Source organism: Blautia sp. Marseille-P3087, assembly GCF_900120195.1.
Classification (GTDB): Bacteria; Bacillota; Clostridia; order Lachnospirales; family Lachnospiraceae; genus Blautia_A.
In genome coordinates this window covers 1372704-1391379 of record NZ_LT635539.1, presented here as the reverse complement: position 1 = coordinate 1391379, position 18676 = coordinate 1372704, and the positions used below count along the sequence as shown (strand labels likewise).

General features: G+C 44.5%; 19 protein-coding genes. 18 read left to right on the top strand and 1 reads right to left on the bottom strand.

Annotated features, from left to right (window positions below; translation table 11 throughout):
* Positions 1-283 precede the first annotated feature (283 nt).
* From BQ7344_RS06675 to BQ7344_RS06600, 16 genes are all read left to right on the top strand, one after another.
* A complete protein-coding gene (locus BQ7344_RS06675; RefSeq protein ID WP_072521946.1) occupies positions 284-2803 on the top strand; it encodes a glycyl radical protein in 2520 nt (839 codons plus the stop codon).
* A 150-nt stretch (positions 2804-2953) separates the two neighbouring features.
* The gene (locus BQ7344_RS06670) at positions 2954-3745 is read left to right on the top strand and encodes a glycyl-radical enzyme activating protein (protein WP_072521945.1); all 792 of its coding nucleotides are present in this window, start codon (positions 2954-2956) and stop codon (positions 3743-3745) included.
* A gap of 189 nt (positions 3746-3934) precedes the next feature.
* Positions 3935-4804: a class II aldolase/adducin family protein gene (locus tag BQ7344_RS06665; protein WP_015542037.1), complete on the top strand. Its 870-nt coding sequence runs from the start codon at positions 3935-3937 to the stop codon at positions 4802-4804.
* 42 nt (positions 4805-4846) lie between these two features.
* A complete protein-coding gene (locus BQ7344_RS06660) occupies positions 4847-6235 on the top strand; it encodes an aldehyde dehydrogenase family protein (protein ID WP_072521944.1) in 1389 nt (462 codons plus the stop codon).
* Positions 6236-6253: 18 nt separating this feature from the next.
* A complete protein-coding gene (locus BQ7344_RS06655; protein WP_072521943.1) occupies positions 6254-7483 on the top strand; it encodes a zinc-dependent alcohol dehydrogenase in 1230 nt (409 codons plus the stop codon).
* 25 nt (positions 7484-7508) lie between these two features.
* Positions 7509-7823, top strand: coding sequence for a BMC domain-containing protein (locus tag BQ7344_RS06650; RefSeq protein ID WP_005427726.1), 315 nt, complete (start codon positions 7509-7511; stop codon positions 7821-7823).
* Between the two features lie 62 nt (positions 7824-7885).
* Positions 7886-8164 carry a BMC domain-containing protein gene (locus BQ7344_RS06645; protein ID WP_015542040.1) on the top strand — a complete coding sequence of 93 codons (279 nt, stop codon included), beginning with the start codon at positions 7886-7888 and terminating at the stop codon, positions 8162-8164.
* A gap of 27 nt (positions 8165-8191) precedes the next feature.
* On the top strand, positions 8192-8509 hold the full coding sequence (locus BQ7344_RS06640) for a BMC domain-containing protein (protein ID WP_072521942.1): 318 nt from the start codon (positions 8192-8194) through the stop codon (positions 8507-8509).
* Positions 8510-8544: 35 nt separating this feature from the next.
* Positions 8545-8823 (top strand): BMC domain-containing protein, encoded by a 279-nt coding sequence (locus BQ7344_RS06635; protein ID WP_005427721.1) that lies wholly within the window; start codon positions 8545-8547, stop codon positions 8821-8823.
* Positions 8824-8905: 82 nt separating this feature from the next.
* Positions 8906-9517, top strand: coding sequence for a phosphate propanoyltransferase (locus BQ7344_RS06630; protein ID WP_408609891.1), 612 nt, complete (start codon positions 8906-8908; stop codon positions 9515-9517).
* A 71-nt stretch (positions 9518-9588) separates the two neighbouring features.
* Positions 9589-9855, top strand: coding sequence for a EutN/CcmL family microcompartment protein (locus BQ7344_RS06625; protein WP_015542042.1), 267 nt, complete (start codon positions 9589-9591; stop codon positions 9853-9855).
* A gap of 4 nt (positions 9856-9859) precedes the next feature.
* Positions 9860-11188 carry a 4Fe-4S dicluster domain-containing protein gene (locus tag BQ7344_RS06620; protein WP_072521940.1) on the top strand — a complete coding sequence of 443 codons (1329 nt, stop codon included), beginning with the start codon at positions 9860-9862 and terminating at the stop codon, positions 11186-11188.
* A gap of 16 nt (positions 11189-11204) precedes the next feature.
* A complete protein-coding gene (locus tag BQ7344_RS06615; RefSeq protein WP_015542044.1) occupies positions 11205-11753 on the top strand; it encodes a BMC domain-containing protein in 549 nt (182 codons plus the stop codon).
* 34 nt (positions 11754-11787) lie between these two features.
* Entirely contained in the window at positions 11788-12561 is a 774-nt protein-coding gene (locus tag BQ7344_RS06610; protein WP_072521939.1) for a DeoR/GlpR family DNA-binding transcription regulator, read from the top strand.
* 16 nt (positions 12562-12577) lie between these two features.
* The gene (locus tag BQ7344_RS06605; RefSeq protein ID WP_072521938.1) at positions 12578-13729 is read left to right on the top strand and encodes a 1-propanol dehydrogenase PduQ; all 1152 of its coding nucleotides are present in this window, start codon (positions 12578-12580) and stop codon (positions 13727-13729) included.
* 26 nt (positions 13730-13755) lie between these two features.
* Positions 13756-14814: a cob(I)yrinic acid a,c-diamide adenosyltransferase gene (locus tag BQ7344_RS06600; RefSeq protein ID WP_072521937.1), complete on the top strand. Its 1059-nt coding sequence runs from the start codon at positions 13756-13758 to the stop codon at positions 14812-14814.
* A 67-nt stretch (positions 14815-14881) separates the two neighbouring features.
* On the opposite strand, the gene BQ7344_RS06595 is transcribed toward BQ7344_RS06600, so the two are convergent.
* Complete coding sequence (locus BQ7344_RS06595) at positions 14882-15730, bottom strand: helix-turn-helix transcriptional regulator (protein ID WP_072521936.1); 849 nt, start codon at positions 15728-15730, stop codon at positions 14882-14884.
* 202 nt (positions 15731-15932) lie between these two features.
* On the opposite strand from BQ7344_RS06595, the gene BQ7344_RS06590 reads away from it, so the two are divergent.
* Both BQ7344_RS06590 and BQ7344_RS06585 read left to right on the top strand, forming a co-directional pair.
* Positions 15933-17729 carry an L-fucose isomerase gene (locus BQ7344_RS06590; protein ID WP_015542048.1) on the top strand — a complete coding sequence of 599 codons (1797 nt, stop codon included), beginning with the start codon at positions 15933-15935 and terminating at the stop codon, positions 17727-17729.
* Between the two features lie 162 nt (positions 17730-17891).
* Entirely contained in the window at positions 17892-18347 is a 456-nt protein-coding gene (locus BQ7344_RS06585; protein ID WP_072521935.1) for a PBECR3 domain-containing polyvalent protein, read from the top strand.
* The last annotated feature ends 329 nt before the right edge of the window (positions 18348-18676 follow it).

Below are 18676 nucleotides of genomic sequence, written 5' to 3'. Positions count from 1 at the left end.
ATAATTCGAACTGTCAATACAATATAAAATCTTCTAAAACCAGTATGGCAGTATGTTCTTGAAAAGTCAACCCGAAAATCAGACTTCAAACAAAAACCAACATAAAACCAACAAAAACCACAACAAAAACCTCGCAAAAAACAAATAAATAATGTTGGATTTTGTTGACATATAAAAGCTTGTAAGGTATAATGACTTTATATGAATCGTGGCGTCTCAGCGCCTTCTGATACATATGAGATATGGCGTTTTTTAGACACCATGAGAAAGGAGAAGTGTGGAGATGTTTAATACCACAGACATTCCAAAATCATCCAGAATCCCGAAGCTGATCGAAGCACTTTATGCAAAGATGCCGGTGATCGAATCTGCCAGAGCAAAACTCATTACGGAATCCTATAAGGCTACCGAAGGGCAGCCGGTGATTACCAGACGCGCGGAAGCTTTTGCTCACATTCTCCGGAATATTCCGATTATCATTCGTGATAATGAGCTGATCGTAGGAAGCAGCACGATCGCACCGAGAGGATGCCAGACATTCCCGGAATTTTCTTACCAGTGGCTGGAGGATGAACTGGATACTGTTGCAACAAGAACAGCGGATCCGTTTTACATTGCTGAAGAGACCAAAGCAGAGCTGAGAGAAGTACATAAATACTGGAAGGGCAAAACCTCCAGCGAACTTGCTACATCCTATATGGCTCCTGAGGCAATTAAAGCAATTGAGCACAACATTTTTACGCCGGGTAACTATTTCTACAACGGTGTAGGGCATGTAACTGTTAAATATGAAGAAGTTCTTGCAATCGGTTATAAAGGCATCATTGATAAAGCCCGTGCAGAGCTGGAGAAATGTCAGGTTGGCGATGGTAATTATGCAAAGAAGAGCCATTTCCTTAATGCTGTGATCGTTTCCTGCCAGGCAGTTATCGAGTATGCAGAGCGTTATGCTGAACTGGCATCTCAGATGGCCGCAGAATGTACAGACCCGGTACGTAAACAGGAACTTTTACAGATCTCAGAGAACTGCAGCCGTGTACCGGCAAACGGAGCGACCAGCTTCTACGAGGCATGTCAGTCTTTCTGGTTCGTACAGCAGCTTCTGCAGGTTGAATCCAGCGGACATTCTATTTCGCCGGGACGTTTTGACCAGTATATGTATCCTTATTATAAGGCAGACATTGATAAGGGTATTATTACCAGAGAAGCAGCACAGGAACTCCTTGACTGTATCTGGGTCAAACTCAACGACCTTAACAAAGTACGTGATGCTGCATCTGCAGAGGGGTTTGCAGGCTACAGCCTTTTCCAGAACCTGATCGTAGGCGGACAGGACAAATACGGAAACGATGTGACAAACGATCTTTCTGTTATGTGTATCCTTGCATCCATGCATGTACATCTGCCGATGCCGTCTCTTTCCATCCGAGTATGGAACGGTTCTCCACATGAACTGCTGATCAAGGCAGCTGAGCTTACCAGAACCGGCATCGGACTTCCGGCATATTACAATGATGAAGTTATTATTCCGGCATTACAGAACAGAGGACTTACTCTGGAAGATGCGAGAGAATACAATATCATCGGATGTGTAGAACCACAGAAAGCAGGTAAGACAGACGGATGGCACGATGCAGCATTCTTCAACATGTGCCGCCCGCTTGAACTCGTATTCTCCAATGGTATGGACAAGGGTGAACTGGTTGGTATTCAGACCGGTGATGTTACCAAAATGACAACATTCGAAGAATTCTTTGATGCATACAAGAAACAAATGGAATACTGCATTTCCCTGATGGTCAATGCCGACAATGCGATTGACGTGGCACATTCGGAGAGGGTACCGCTTCCATATGAATCCTGTATGGTAGATGATTGTCTCAGCAGAGGCCTTTCCGTACAGGAAGGCGGAGCTGTTTATAACTTTACCGGTCCACAGGGATTCGGTATTGCGAATATGGCTGACTCTTTATATGCGATCCGTAAACTTGTATACGAAGATAAGAAAGTCTCCATGGAAGAGTACAAACAGGCTCTGGCATGGAACTATGACAAAGGTCTGGATCAGCAGTCCGTTTCTGATATGTCGGAAATGATCCTTAAGGGAATGCAGGACGCAGGCATGGCAGTAAATACGGACACTGCAAAGGCAGTTCTTCAGACTGTTATGAGACTGAAACCTACTGAAGATCAGCTTCGCAGATTTACAGAGATCCATCATATGATCGATGAAGTTCCGAAGTTTGGTAATGCAATCGACGATGTGGATTATTTTGCAAGAGATGTTGCTTATACATACAGCCGCCCGCTGCAGGAATACATGAATCCACGTGGCGGTCATTATCAGGCAGGACTTTACCCGGTATCTGCAAACGTACCGCTTGGCGGACAGACAGGAGCTACACCGGATGGACGTTATGCACATACACCGGTAGCTGATGGCGTTTCACCATCCGCAGGAAAGGATGTCAAGGGACCAACTGCAGCAGCAACTTCTGTTTCCCGACTGGATCACTTCATCGTATCCAACGGAACACTGTTTAACCAGAAGTTCCATCCGTCTGCACTTGCAGGCAGAGAAGGTCTGGAAAAATTTGTTGCACTGATCCGTACCTTCTTTGATCAGAAGGGTATGCATATGCAGTTCAACGTAGTTGACAGAGAGACATTACTTGATGCTCAGAAGCATCCGGAAAATTACGCACACCTGGTTGTACGCGTTGCCGGATACAGCGCATTGTTTACAACTCTGTCACGTTCCCTTCAGGACGATATCATCAGACGTACAGAACAGGGATTTTGATTACAAACTCAGATGTGCGGCAGGTAAAGAAAGAATCTGCGATGTGCTTGCACAAAAGCAGATGAATTCTTTATCTGACATAGGAATGGTTCCCTCAACCGAGATGAAGCATAGCGTAATCGAGGCTGCACATCTGAAAAGAGGTAAACTATGAACTATTTAAAGACAAAAGGTCGTATTTTCGATATCCAGCGTTATTCTGTTCATGATGGTCCGGGAATCCGTACGATCGTTTTTCTGAAAGGCTGTGTACTTCGATGCCGCTGGTGCTGTAATCCGGAATCACAGGAATACAAAATCCAGACGATGAAAGTACTTGGTGAGGATAAAGTGATCGGCAGGGATGTGACTGTAGAAGAAATGATCAAGGTTGTTGAGGAGGACAGGCCATATTACCGGCGCTCCGGAGGAGGACTTACTCTTTCCGGAGGCGAGAGCCTCTGCCAGCCTGAATTTGCGAGGGATCTTCTCCGCGCAGCCAAGGAACATGGGCTCAATACTGCGCTCGAGAGTATGGCATGTGCTCCGTTTGAGACGATCGAGACGATTTTGCCGTATCTTGATCTTTATCTGATGGACATCAAACATACCAATCCGGCGAAACACAAGGAGTTTACCGGCAGACCGAATGATCTGATGATGGAAAATGCCCGCAAGGTTGCACTTTCGGGTAAATGCAAACTTATCATCCGCGTTCCGGTTATTCCGACGTTTAATGATACGATCGAGGAAATCCAGGGAATTGCACGTTTTGCCGATACCCTTCCGGGTGTGGAACAGCTTCACCTGCTTCCGTATCACCGCCTTGGACAGGATAAGTACATCGGTCTTGGCAGACCATATTTAATGGAAGGAATCCTGCCGCCGACGAAAGAACATATGGAGACATTGAAGAAAGCAGCAGAATCCGTAAGTTCTTTACACGTTCAGATTGGTGGATGATCGAAAAACAACAAAAACAACATCTTTTTCACAACAAAAACAACAAGAAACAACGATAAATTCTTGACAATCTCGTTTATAGGGAGTAAAATCTCCTTAGAAATAAAATAAAAACCTGCGGCTGTCTTTTGCTGTTAATATAGTAGAAGGACAGAAGCAAAACCAAATTGCTTTAGGAGGAAAATAAGCATGGTAAACGAATTTGAAATCAAAAAACAGATCTGTGACATCGGAAGACGTATCTACAACCGTAACATGGTTGCAGCAAACGACGGTAACATCTCCGTAAAACTGAATGACAACGAATTCCTCTGCACACCAACAGGTGTATCCAAAGGATTTATGACACCGGAGTTCATCTGTAAAGTAGATGCTCAGGGTAACGTAATCCAGGCTAACCCGGGATTCAAACCATCTTCTGAGATCAAAATGCATATGAGAGTATATCAGAAGAGACCAGACGTAGGATCTGTAGTACATGCTCATCCAATCTATGCTACATCCTTCGCTATCGCTGGTATCCCGCTTACACAGCCGATCATGCCGGAAGCAGTTATCGCTCTTGGATGCGTTCCGATCGCTGAGTACGGTACACCTTCCACAATGGAAATTCCGGACAACCTTGAAAAATATCTTCCATACTTCGATGCAGTTCTTCTTGAGAACCACGGAGCTCTTACATGGAGCACAGACCTGAACGCTGCATACATGAAGATGGAATCTGTAGAATTCTACGCACAGCTTCTGTATCAGAGCAAGCTGCTCGGCGGCCCGAAGGAATTCGATAAAGAAAACATCAAGAAACTGTATGAAATCCGTCGTAAATTTGGTATGCCAGGAAAACATCCTGCAAGCCTTTGCCAGAACAAAGACGGTGTTAACTGTCATAACTGCGGCGGTGCTTGCCACAATGAAGATTACAAACAGTTCCCGGGATATCAGTATGATTTCGTTGGTGGTGACTGTTCAAAAGAAGCAGCTCCGGCAGCTGGAAACGCTGATGCAGAACTGGTTGCAAACATCACAAAACAGGTTATGGCACAGCTTGGACTGAAATAATCTAAAAACCAGATAAGGTAGACATTAAAGGAGGACAATCTCATGCCAATCAGTGAGAGCATGGTACAGGATATTGTACAGGAAGTAATGGCAAAAATGCAGATTGCAGATGCTCCGACAGGAAAACATGGCGTTTTCAAAGAAATGAATGATGCGATCGAAGCTGCTAAAAAAGCAGAACTGATCGTTAAGAAAATGTCCATGGATCAGAGAGAAAAAATCATCACCTGCATCCGTAAAAAAATCAAAGAAAATGCAGAAGTTATGGCTCGTATGGGTGTTGATGAGACAGGAATGGGTAACGTAGGGGACAAGATCCTGAAACATCATCTGGTAGCAGACAAGACACCTGGTACTGAAGATATCACAACAACTGCATGGTCAGGAGACAGAGGACTGACTCTGATCGAGATGGGACCGTTTGGTGTAATCGGTGCGATCACACCATGTACCAACCCGAGTGAAACAGTACTCTGTAACACAATCGGTATGCTGGCAGGCGGAAATACAGTAGTATTTAACCCGCATCCGGCAGCAATCAAAACCTCTATTTTCGCAATCAATCTGGTAAACGAAGCTTCTCTTGAAGCAGGCGGCCCGGACAACATTGCCGTAACAGTAGAGAAACCTACTCTTGAAACAAGCAATATCATGATGAAACATAAAGATATTCCGCTGATCGCTGCAACAGGCGGCCCTGGTGTTGTTACAGCAGTTCTTTCCTCAGGTAAGAGAGGAATCGGAGCTGGTGCAGGTAACCCACCGGCAGTTGTTGATGAGACAGCAGATATCCGTAAAGCAGCTCAGGACATTGTAAATGGATGTACATTCGACAACAACCTTCCATGTATCGCAGAGAAGGAAGTTGTAGCTGTATCTTCTGTAGTAGATGAACTGATGCACTACATGCTGACAGAAAACGACTGTTACCTCGCTTCCAAAGAAGAGCAGGACAAACTGACAGAAGTTGTTCTGGCAGGCGGCAAACTGAACCGTAAATGTGTTGGACGTGACGCTAAGACACTTCTTTCCATGATCGGAGTAAACGCACCGGCAAATACCCGCTGCATCATCTTCGAAGGACCGAAGGAACATCCGCTGATCACAACAGAGCTTATGATGCCAATCCTTGGTATTGTAAGAGCAAGAGATTTCGATGATGCTGTAGAACAGGCTGTATGGCTTGAGCATGGCAACCGTCATTCAGCACACATCCATTCCAAAAACATTGATAATATTACCAAATATGCGAAAGCAATCGACACAGCGATCCTTGTTAAGAACGGCCCGTCCTATTCTGCACTTGGATTCGGTGGAGAAGGATACTGTACATTTACAATCGCAAGTCGTACAGGTGAAGGACTTACAAGTGCAAGCACCTTTACAAAGAGAAGACGCTGCGTAATGTCTGACAGCCTTTGCATTCGCTAATCAGGAGGAAAGTTTAAAATGGATATGAACAATGTAAATATTGAAGAAATTGTAAAACAGGTTCTCTCCGGAATGACCGGAACAGCACCTGCAGCAGCTCAGACAGCTGCACCGGCAGCTCCGGCTCAGGGTGGAATCCCGAAAACAGCAAGAGTTGCAATGATGACAGAAAAGAAACACTTCGAACTTCAGGAGTATCCGCTTCCGGAAGTCGGTGACGACGATATCCTTGTTAAAGTAGAAGGCTGTGGCGTTTGTGGTACAGATGCTCACGAATACAAAAATGACCCATTCAATCTGATCCCGGTTGTTCTCGGACACGAAGGAACAGGTGAGATCGTAGCTATGGGTAAAAACGTTAAAGTTGATACAGCTGGTAAACCGGTTAAGATCGGTGATAAAGTTGTTACATGTATGATCTTCAAAGATGATCCGGAAATCACAATGTTCGACCTCAACAAGAAAAACGTTGGCGGCGCTGATGTTTACGGACTTCTTCCGGATGACGATGTTAAATTCAACGGATGGTTCGCTGATTACATCTTCATCAGAGGCGGAAAATTCGGTTCCACATTCTTCAATGTAAGTGATCTGGATCTGGATTCCCGTATCCTTATCGAGCCATGTGCAGTACTTGTACATGCAGTAGAAAGAGCAAAAACAACAGGTATCCTCAAATTCAACAGCAGAGTTGTTGTACAGGGATGCGGACCGATCGGTCTGATCTGTATCGCAGTTCTTCACACCATGGGTGTTCAGAACATCTGCGCAGTAGACGGAAATGCAAAACGTCTTGAATTTGCCAAGAAGATGGGTGCTAACACAACAGTAGATTTCACACAGTTCCAGGGTATCGAAGCTCTTACAGAGGGCGTTAAAGCTGCTCAGGACGGACATCTTGCAGACTTTGCATTCCAGTGCACAGGTAATCCGCATGCACATGCAAACATCTACAAATTCATCCGTAACGGCGGTGGACTTTGTGAACTTGGATTCTTCATTAATGGTGGAGATGCAACAATCAACCCGCACTTCGATCTTTGCTCCAAAGAAATCAACCTTGTTGGTTCCTGGGTATACAACCTCAGAGACTATGCAACAACATTTGATTTCCTGAAGAGAGCAAAAGCAATCGGACTGCCGATGTCTGATCTGATCACACACAAATTCCCGCTTGAGCAGATCAACGAAGCACTTGAGACAAACCTGGCTATGACAGGTCTTAAGATTGCCGTAGTAAATAAATAATCCGGAAATATAAAGGAGAGGCAAAATGGCAGAAGCTGTAGGAATTTTGGAAGTGTTCGGGCTGGCGACAGCCTTTGTAGCGGCAGATGCCGGTTGTAAGGCGGCAAATGTCCGCCTGGAGGTGTTCGACAAGAACAAGCCTGCAAACGCAGACAGCCTGCCAGTACCGCTTCTGGTATGCATCAAATTCCGCGGAAGCGTCGAGGACGTTACCGCCGCTGTGGAAGCAGGAATGGCAGAAGCAAACCGGAGAACTGGTGTAGTGCAGCACTACGTAATACCAAATCCGACAGAGGATACGGTAAAGATGCTGAAAATCAGCGCCCTGGATAAAAGCTGATGGCTGATATCCCGGTATGAATATTTGAACAAGTATAAACAATGATTCAGGAGGAAGAAACAATGGCACAGGAAGCTTTAGGAATGGTAGAGACCAGAGGACTGACAGCAGCAATCGAAGCAGCAGATGCAATGACAAAAGCAGCAGAAGTAGCACTGGTAGGAACAGAGAAAATCGGATCCGGACTGGTAACAGTTATGGTTCGCGGTGATGTCGGAGCAGTTAAAGCAGCAGTAGAGAGCGGCAGCGCAGCAGCATCCAGACTTGGTGAGCTTGTTGCAACACACGTAATTCCGAGACCACACAATGATGTAGAAAAAATTCTTCCTACAATAAAATAATGCATCCAGCATTAAAGGAGTTCGCTCATGAGTAAAGCATATGGTTTTATAGAGATCACTGGTGTCGTAGCGGCGATCAATGCGCTCGATATCATGTGCAAAACTGCAGACGTTGAGCTGGCGTCATGGGAACGTAAGCTGGGCGGACGACTTGTCACTCTTATTGTAGAAGGCGATGTATCAGCAGTCAACGAAGCCGTTGAAGCTGCTGTTGCAAACGCTATTAAGAAACCGGCGAGTTATGCAGTGATTGCACGACCACACGAGGAAATTGTCAAACTCGTGGAGTTAAGTGCAAGCCGTTGGAAGAAAAAAACAGACGAAACAAAACCAGACAATAAATAATCAATTTTCATTTTATCCACAAGGAGGAAAAAATCATGACACAGGAAGCTTTAGGAATGGTAGAAACCAGAGGACTTACAGCAGCAATCGAAGCAGCAGACCAGATGTGCAAAGCAGCTAACGTAGCACTTGTTGGAACAGAAAAAATCGGATCCGGACTGGTAACAGTTATGGTTCGTGGAGATGTAGGAGCTGTTAAATCTGCAGTAGAAAGCGGAAGCGCAGCAGCATCCAGACTTGGTGAGCTCGTAGCTACACACGTAATCCCGAGACCACACACAGACGTAGAAAAAATTCTTCCGGTTCTGAAATAATTTTATTACATAAATTTATTCCGGTAAATGGAAGAAAGCAGGTGTATTCTTGGAATCAAAAAACATTGAACTGATTACAAAAATGGTTATCGATGCCATTAATCAGAATGAAGAAAAAGGAAACGGCTTCATGGTTCCAATCGGAGTATCTGCAAGACATGTTCATCTGACACAGGAACACGTAGAAACATTATTTGGACCAGGTTATCAGCTTACAAAGAAAAAAGACCTGATGGGCGGACAGTTTGCATCAAACGAAACTGTTACCATCATCGGCCTGAAACTTCGTGCGATCGAGAATGTTCGCGTTCTCGGACCTGTCCGCAGTGCCACACAGGTTGAGGTATCTGCTACAGATGCCATCAAACTCGGCATGAATGTTCCGGTTCGTATGTCCGGTGATATTGCAGGAAGTGCACCGATCGCAATCGTCGGACCGAAAGGCGCCATCTATCTGAAAGAGGGATGTATCGTGGCTATGCGTCACATTCACATGTCTCCGGCAGATGCGCAGGCAGCCGGTGTCAAAAACGGCGATATCGTTTCTGTTAAGGCAGATAACGAGCGTGGAACTATCTTTAATCAGGTTGCTATCCGTGTAGACGACAGCTTTACACTGGAAATGCACATTGATACAGATGAAGCAAATGCAGCAAAGATTGCCACAGGCAATACAGTTACCATCATAAAATAATATCCCTCTGAATCAGCCGGTGGCGAAAGTCACCGGCATTAGGGGTTAAATGATAATGCGGAGGCACACACATGATAGTAGGTAAAGTAGTTGGAAGTATTGTTTCCACTCGTAAAAGTGACAAGTTGATAGGACAGAAATTCATGATCGTGGAGCCGGTGCATCATATGAAAACTGACTTATCCCAGATCGTTGCAATCGATATCATCGGTGCAGGTATCGGGGAATATGTGTTGGTGGCACAAGGAAGCGCGGCCAGAATCGGCTGCGGCGAAGAAACAGCACCGATCGATGCGGCAATAGTCGGTATCGTCGATGATGGTGCAGGATTGGAGTAACGCCATGGAAATCAAAGATTTACAGAAAATTATGCAGGACAATGGTGTTGTAGGTGCAGGTGGTGCCGGATTCCCGTCATATGCCAAGCTTACAGACAAGGCTGACACAATTCTTCTGAACTGTGCAGAATGTGAACCATTGCTGAAACTTCACAGACAGTTACTTGAGAAGCATGCATATGAGATCATGAAGACATTCCACATGGTTATGGAGACCGTTGGTGCTTCACAGGCAATCATCGGAATCAAGAAATCATATGTACAGACGATCAAAGCACTGCAGCAGAACATTGAAGAATTCCCTGGTCTGAAGATTCATCTTCTTGATGAAGTGTACCCGATGGGTGACGAAGTTGTGCTGATCTATGAAGCTACCGGACGTGTCTGCAGACCTGGCGGACTGCCGATTGAGCAGGGCGTCATTGTATTCAACGTAGAGACTATTTATAACGTATATCAGGCAATGGAAGCACAGAAGCCTGTTACAGAAAAATATGTTTCTGTTGTAGCAGAAGTTGAAAATCCGGTAACAGTAAAAGTTCCGCTGGGCTGTACTTTGGATGAAGTAGTAGCACAGGCCGGTAACATTACAACCAAAGATCCTGTTTACTTTGTAGGCGGCCCGATGATGGGACGCATCGGTAACGGTTCAGATCCGGTTACCAAAACAACAAACGCAGTTCTGGTTCTTCCAAGAGATCATCAGATCGTTATGAAGAAACAGAGAACATCTGCAATCGATTTAAAACGTGCAGCATCTATCTGCTGCCAGTGTAACACCTGTACGGACCTCTGCCCGAGACATAACCTCGGACATCCGATCGATCCGGCCCGCTTTATGAGAGCAGCATCTGCTGGTGATTTCAGAGATGTGAATCCATATATCGATTCCGCATTCTGCAGTTCCTGCGGTGTATGTGAGATGTATGCATGCCCACAGAGTCTTGCTCCGAGAACACTTCTCGCAGATATGAAGGGCGGACTTCGTAAAGCAGGTATCAGACCTCCTCAGGGAGTACAGCCGGTTCCGGTACAGCCTTCAAGAGAATATCGTAAGGTTCCGGAAGAACGACTGATGGCACGTTTGGGACTGACCAAATATGATAAGGACGCACCGATGGACGAGAACGTTGTTCCGGCATCCAAGGTTAAGATCCTTTTAAGCCAGCATATCGGCGCACCGGCACAGGCAATTGTGAAGACAGGCGATATGGTAACAAAAGGCCAGATGATCGCGCAGCATGCTGACGGATTAAGCGTAAGCATCCATGCAAGTATCTCCGGTAAAGTAACAGAAGTAACAGACCGCCACATCATAATTGCAGCAAAGTAGAAAGGACGTGCAGAAAATGAGTAAAGCAATCGGAATGATTGAATTTAAAACGACTGCCACAGGTATCACAGCAGCAGATGCCATGGTAAAGACATCTGAGGTCGAGATTGTCGAGGCACAGACCGTATGTCCGGGCAAATATATTGCAATTATCACAGGCGATTTAAGTGCAGTAAAAGCCGCTGTTGACGCAGCAGTAACTACTTACGAGGACAAATGTATCGACAGCTTTGTACTTGGTAATCCTCATGAGTCCCTGTTCCCGGCTATGTACGGAACAACTCAGATTGAAGGAATCAGTGCTCTGGGTATCCTTGAGACATATGATGCTGCATCTATCATCGAAGCAGCAGACCAGGCAGCAAAAACAGCAATCGTAGACGTTATCGAATTACGTATTGCAAAAGGTATGTGTGGAAAATCCTACATGCTTCTTACCGGTGAGGTTTCTGCAGTAGAAGCTTCTATTGAGAAAGCTAAGAATCTCGTTGCATCCAAGGGAATGTATCTGGATTCCTCAGTAATCGCTCATCCGGATCAGAGAATGATCGATTCTATTCTTTAATTAAAATAAATGTTCTCAAAAGGGGGCAAAGTAAATGCTGGCATTAGAAAGACGGAATTTAATTCTTGAGAAATTACAGACAGAAAAAAGAGTCGTTGTAAGTGAACTCAGCCAACTGTATGAAGTTTCTGAAGAAACAATCCGCCGTGATCTGGACAAGCTCGAAAAAGAAGGACTTGCAACCAAAAGTTACGGTGGTGCTGTCATAAAAGAGGATGTAAGTATTGACTTGCCCTTTAATATTCGAAAGAACCAGAATGTAAGCGGTAAACAGAAGATGGCTGAACTTGCAGCCTCCCTTGTAAAAGAAGGCGACCATATTTTCCTTGATGCGAGTACGACGGCAGTTTTTGTTGCCAAAGCGCTCAAAGAAAAAGAACGCCTGACCGTGATCACAAATTCCATGGAGATCCTTCTTGAATTATCAGATGTTTCCGGCTGGAATATTATTTCCACCGGTGGTGTTATGAAAGAAGGATATCTTGCTTTCCTCGGTTCCAGAACTGAGGAAGCAATCCGATCCTATTTTGTAGATAAGGTAATTATCTCCTGCAAAGCGCTGGATCATGAATGGGGAATCATGGAGTCGCAGGAAGCATTTGGAACAACCAAGAAGGCAATGATCGCATCCGGCCGTGAGAAGATTCTGGTAGTAGACAGTACAAAATTTGATCAGACCGCATTTTCCGTTGCGGGAAAACTGCGGGATATAGATGTGATTGTGACCGATCGGAAGCCATCAGATAAATGGCTGGCACATTTTGCCGATGAAGGCGTGGAGTGCCGTTATCCGGGTATGCAGTCATAGAAAAGGAGCAACAGATATGAAGACCTTTGGAATGAAAACTGTCATTCATTTTGGAGACAACGCTCTGGATCGTCTGAGAGAGATACCATACAAGAGAGTACTCATCATTACGGATCCTTTTGTAGTGCAGAGCAAAATGATTGACCTGATTACAGAGCCTTTGGCAAAGGGCGGCATTGAGTACGACATTTTCAGTAATGTAGTTCCGGATGCGCCAGTAGATAAGGTGGCAGACGGTGTTAAGAAATTTTTAAGCTATCAGCCGGAAGCAGTTATTGCAGTAGGCGGTGGATCTGCTATCGATTCCTCCAAGGCAATTCGTGAGTTTGCACTGAAGATCAACCATTACAGCGACGTTGGTCTGATTGCCGTTCCTACAACAAGCGGAACAGGTTCAGAGGTTACATCCTTTGCAGTCGTAAACGACACCGAAGCCAAGGTAAAATATCCACTTATTTCACCAAGTCTGACAGCAGATGAGGCAATTCTCGATGCAGAATTAGTAAAAAGCGTACCTCCGGCTATCACAGCTGACACAGGTATGGACGTATTTACACATGCACTGGAATCTTATGTAAGTACCGATCATAATGAATTTTCAGCAGCACTTGCTGAAAAAGCAATGGAAATCTGTGGCGTATTCCTCCTGAGAGCTTATCTTGACGGAAGTGATATGCACGCAAGACAGAAAATGCATGTAGCATCCTGTCTGGCAGGTCTTTCTTTCAATACAGCAGGCCTCGGAATCACACACAGTATGGCGCATCAGCTCGGTGCACAGTTCCATATTCCTCATGGACGTGCAAATGCAATGCTTCTGCCGCACATTGTAGAATTTAATGCGAATATCAACAAACGAAGCAGAAGTCAGAAGACATATCTTCCTTCCGTAGAAAGATATGCATCCGTCGCACATATCCTGGGACTGAGCAATTATAATCAGGTGATGAGCGTACGTTCTCTCGTAAACTGGATTCAGTTTATGCAGAAAGAAATGAATATCCCGATGACGATTCAGGAAATCGGAACGATCAGCCCGGATGAATATTTCGGAGCAATCGACAAGATGGCAGATGCAGCGCTTGCGGATGCATGCACAACAAACAATCCGAGAATCCCGACAAAAGAGGATATTATGAAGATTTACAAAAAACTCTGGTCTTTCTAAGGACCGGGTGAGCAGGAGATGCCGGAATGAACATTTACAGCAAAAATGGAGATAAGGGGACAACAAATCTTGTCCACACAAAAAATGTCTCAAAGTCTGATGACCGCGTTCGGCTGTTTGGGGACCTTGATGAATTGAATAGCTATCTGGGTCTTGTCAAGACGATGATCGATGAAACGGACACGATCCGTATGCTCGAGAAGGTGCAGATGACCTTGCTTATGATCATGGATGGAGTGGCAGATCCTTTTAACAGAGAATATAAGGTAGACGATGACAAAACAGAGCTCCTGGAAGAAGAAATCTCCCGTCTTGAGGAACTTTTTCCCCACAGTATGGAGATGCGTCTTCCGGGGCAGTGCCGTCTGTCGGCGGAGATAGATGTGGCAAGAACTGTGGCACGACGCGCGGAGAGAGCACTGGCTGCAGTTAGTGTCAAATTTGGTGCAGATAACGGGGCCAAAAAATATATGAACCGTCTGGCAGATTATCTTTATACACTTGCCAGATATGCCGATGCAAAAAACAGTGGAAAAGCATCTGCTGTTGTGGAAAAATCAGCAGAAATTGCTGTGCACGGTGGAAAAGATGAGGTCAGAACCATGGAAACAAATCAGACAGGTACAGTAAATGAGACTGTCATTCAGGAAGTACTCAGAAAAATGGGGATTCAGGGAAGAATTTCTCTGGACAGCGCGAAACGCCTGATCGAGAAGATTGAACAGGAAGCAGAGCGCCGCGGCAAAAAGGCCGTAATCGCAGTCTGTGGACCGGATGGAAATCCGATTGCTGTACACGTGATGGATGGAGCTTTTCTGGTAAGCTTTGATGTGGCAACCAAGAAAGCATATACTTCTGTTGCAGTCAAGATGTCCACGCAGGAGCTAAGTGTACTTGCACAGCCGGGTGGAACATTCTATGGTGTAGACAAGATGGATAACGGTAAGATCGTAATCTTTGGAGGCGGTGTTCCGCTCAAAGTTGGAGATACGATTATCGGGGGCCTGGGTATCAGCGGTGGAACCGGTGAAGAAGACCACAGCCTTGCCGAATATGGATTATCTGTACTGAATGAAATACTTTAAAAGGACCCCTTCGGGGGTCCCTTTTTTGCATTGCATATCGAGGAGGCACCGGTGGCGCGTCCGCTGATTATGCTTTCTTATATTTTCCGGGAGTGATTCCCTTATATTTCTTAAAAGTCCGAATAAAATAACTGAGATCGTTAAAACCGTTGCGGTAGGCAATTTCTGTGATCGAATCATCTGTAGTGGAGAGCTGGTAACATGCATGTTCGATTCGCTGGTGATTCAGATAATCCATTGGTGTCTGATGTGTCATTTCCGAAAAGAATCTGCAGAAATACTTCGGCGACATCGACACAGAAGCAGAAAGCTGCTGCAAAGTAAGCGGAGAAGCATAGTTGTGTTCGATGAAATCCAGGACCTGTTTGAGCTGCAGGATTCTCTTGTAATCCCGCCTTGTACGTGTGACACTTTCAAGATAGTAATGATTACCAAAAACAAGGCCGAAAAAGTGGTAAAATTGTCCAATCACGGTCATTTCGTAGCCGACAGGCTTTTTCCAGAGCGCATCAAAAAGACTGTTTACAACATCACAGATATCTGGATGCTTCGGTGAAAAGTGATGATAGATCATGATTTCCTGGTGCAGGATTTTCTGTATATATCCGGCACAGGCCGAGTTGTTTTTCAAAAAGAAGTTACCGTCAAAGACAATACACTGGTAGACACAATCATCAGGAATCCCGCTGTGCAGGATGCCGCTGTGCACAAAAATGATATCCCCCGGCATCGCGATGAAGCTTTTTTCGTTTAAAGTGACGGTGAGCGAACCTTTCAGGATTCGGATGATTTCATATTCGACATGCCAGTGGTAAGACATGACATAGCGAGGATGGTTCGATTCAATATGGTGAAATTCAAAAGGAAAGTCATAAGTTCCTCTGAGACGGGCTTCGTTACGGTCAAGATCGTGCAAAATAAGTTCCTCCCTGTGCTGAGTTTATAGATTTTTTACAAAATAATTAAAAAAAGTGAATATTGTACTGTTTTTTGCTATTATATCACAAGTAATTCTGCTTTGGCAATTGTATACTATGAAATATAGGAAACAATGAAGTTTTTTAGTGAAAACTTCTTGAAAACAATCTATTTCATAAATTAAATGGAGGTAATCAATCATGGCAAAGAGCAGATTAGTAGGCAGCTATCCGGTTATCGGTATCAGACCAACCATCGATGGTCGTAGAGGAGCCCTTGACGTAAGAGGATCTCTTGAAGAGCAGACAATGAACATGGCTAAGTCCGCTGCAAAGCTTTTCGAAGAAAATTTAAAATATTCTAACGGAGAACCGGTTCAGGTTGTTATTGCTGATACCACAATCGGACGTGTTGGTGAAAGCGCAGCATGTGCTGATAAATTCCGTAAAGCAGGCGTAGACATCACACTTACAGTTACACCTTGCTGGTGCTATGGCGCAGAAACAATGGATATGGATCCGCAGACAATCAAAGCTGTATGGGGATTCAACGGTACTGAAAGACCTGGAGCAGTTTATCTTGCATCCGTTCTTGCTACACATGCACAGAAGGGACTTCCGGCATTCGGTATCTACGGACATGATGTTCAGGAAGCTGATGACACATCTATCCCGGATGACGTTAAAGAAAAATTACTGAGATTCGGCCGCGCAGCAGTTGCAGCAGCATCCATGAGAGGAAAATCCTATCTGCAGATCGGTTCCGTTACAATGGGTATCGGCGGATCTATCATTGATTCCGATTTCATCGAATCCTATCTTGGAATGCGTGTTGAATCCGTTGATGAGGTAGAAATCATCCGTCGTATGACAGAAGGTATCTACGATCATGCAGAATTCGAAAAAGCTCTCAAATGGGCTAAAGAAACATGTAAGATCGGTTGGGATAAAAACCCAGAAGAACTGCAGTTCTCTCCAGAAAAGAAAGAAGAGCAGTTTGAATTCGTAGTTAAGATGGCAGTTATCATCAAAGAGCTGATGAACGGCTGCGATAACCTTGACCCGGCATTCTCCGAAGAAGCAATCGGACACAATGCTCTGGCAGCTGGTTTCCAGGGACAGAGACAGTGGACAGACTTCTATCCGAACGGTGACTTCGCAGAAGCTATGCTGAACACATCCTTCGACTGGAACGGAGCTCGTGAGCCATACATCCTCGCTACAGAGAACGATGTTCTCAATGGTCTTGGAATGATGTTCATGAAACTCCTCACAAACAGAGCTCAGATCTTCGCTGACGTTCGTACATACTGGAGCCCGGAGGCTGTTAAGAAAGCTACAGGATATGACCTTGAAGGCGTAGCTAAAGAAGCTGGCGGATTCCTTCACCTGATCAACTCCGGTGCTGCATGCCTCGACGCTAACGGCGAAGCAAAAGACGAAAACGGCAATGCTGTTATGAAACAGTGGTGGGATATCACAGAAGAAGACCAGAAAGCAATCATGGATAACACAGAATGGTGTATGGCCGACAACGGATACTTCCGTGGAGGCGGATACTCCAGCCGTTATGAAACAAAAGCTCAGATGCCTGCAACAATGATCCGTCTGAACCTTGTAAAAGGACTTGGACCGGTTCTGCAGATCGCTGAAGGATGGACAGTAGCTCTTCCGGCAGAAGTATCTGACAAACTCTGGAAACGTACAGACTACACATGGCCGTGTACATGGTTCGCTCCAAGATGCGATGGCAAAGAGGGACCGTTCAAAACAGCTTATGATGTAATGAACAACTGGGGAGCTAACCACGGTGCTATCTCCTACGGACATATCGGAGCTGACCTGATCACAATGTGCTCTATGCTTCGTATCCCGGTATCCATGCACAACGTACCGGAAAAAGATATCTATCGTCCGGCAGCATGGAATGCATTCGGAATGGATAAAGAAGGTGCAGACTTCCGTGCATGCAAGAACTACGGACCACTGTACAAATAATAAAACAGGCTTTATTTGAAATGCCATGATAAACGCAATGACCTCGGAGAATCCTCCGGGGTCGTTGTATTTCAGGGAGAGATTTGTTTAAATTATAAATAGAAATATGCTATAGTAAACATAGAACAAAATGAACTGCTACAAGTATAAGGTATAGAATAAATGCTTACAGTTTCAAAACTGAATAAAGAAATATTTACAAAAGATATAAAATGTGTCTCTCTGGGAAAACTAAGTTCTGAAGTTGCTGAATTTATATTAAAGAAAAGACCAGACTTGACGGATATCATTTCAGCAAAGCAGGAAATAATTTTCTGGGCTAATCGTGTTGCGCATACAGAACGTCATAAGAATGATTTTATGTCTGATGTAGAATATCAAGAATGTTTTGAAAAGATTCCAGAGATTATTCAAAAACCGGATTATATAAGTATTCATCCCAAAGACGATAGTATTTCGTTCATTAAAGAGTTTTCGGCACATATCTCAGTCGCAGTGAGAATTTCGGGAGATGGGAAGCTCTCATATAGAACAATGTATCCTTTAATGGATGCACAATTATCTCATTACATCGATAAAGGACGTGCATGGAAATATTTACCAGATAAAAATATTTGACTTTCAGGGAGAATAGAATATAATAAACATATAAGAATATAAACAAATAAAATCTGAGGACGGAACAGGCAGCCGTCGCGCCATATGGGTCTTAAAAGAGATGTAGGATTGTCACCCTACCTATTTTATTTGTTTATTAAGAGCTGTTGCTATACGGATGTAAAGAATCTGAGTGGTGGCAGCTCTTTTTTTGTGTCGAAAAACATCAGTTTTTTATTTCTTTTTTATGACAAAAAAGGATTATCATTGTGCTGTGTCTGTGATATGATAAGTTCAGGATTTCAAAAAGATATAACTTTAAGAAAAATACGGAAGATGTATGGAGTGAA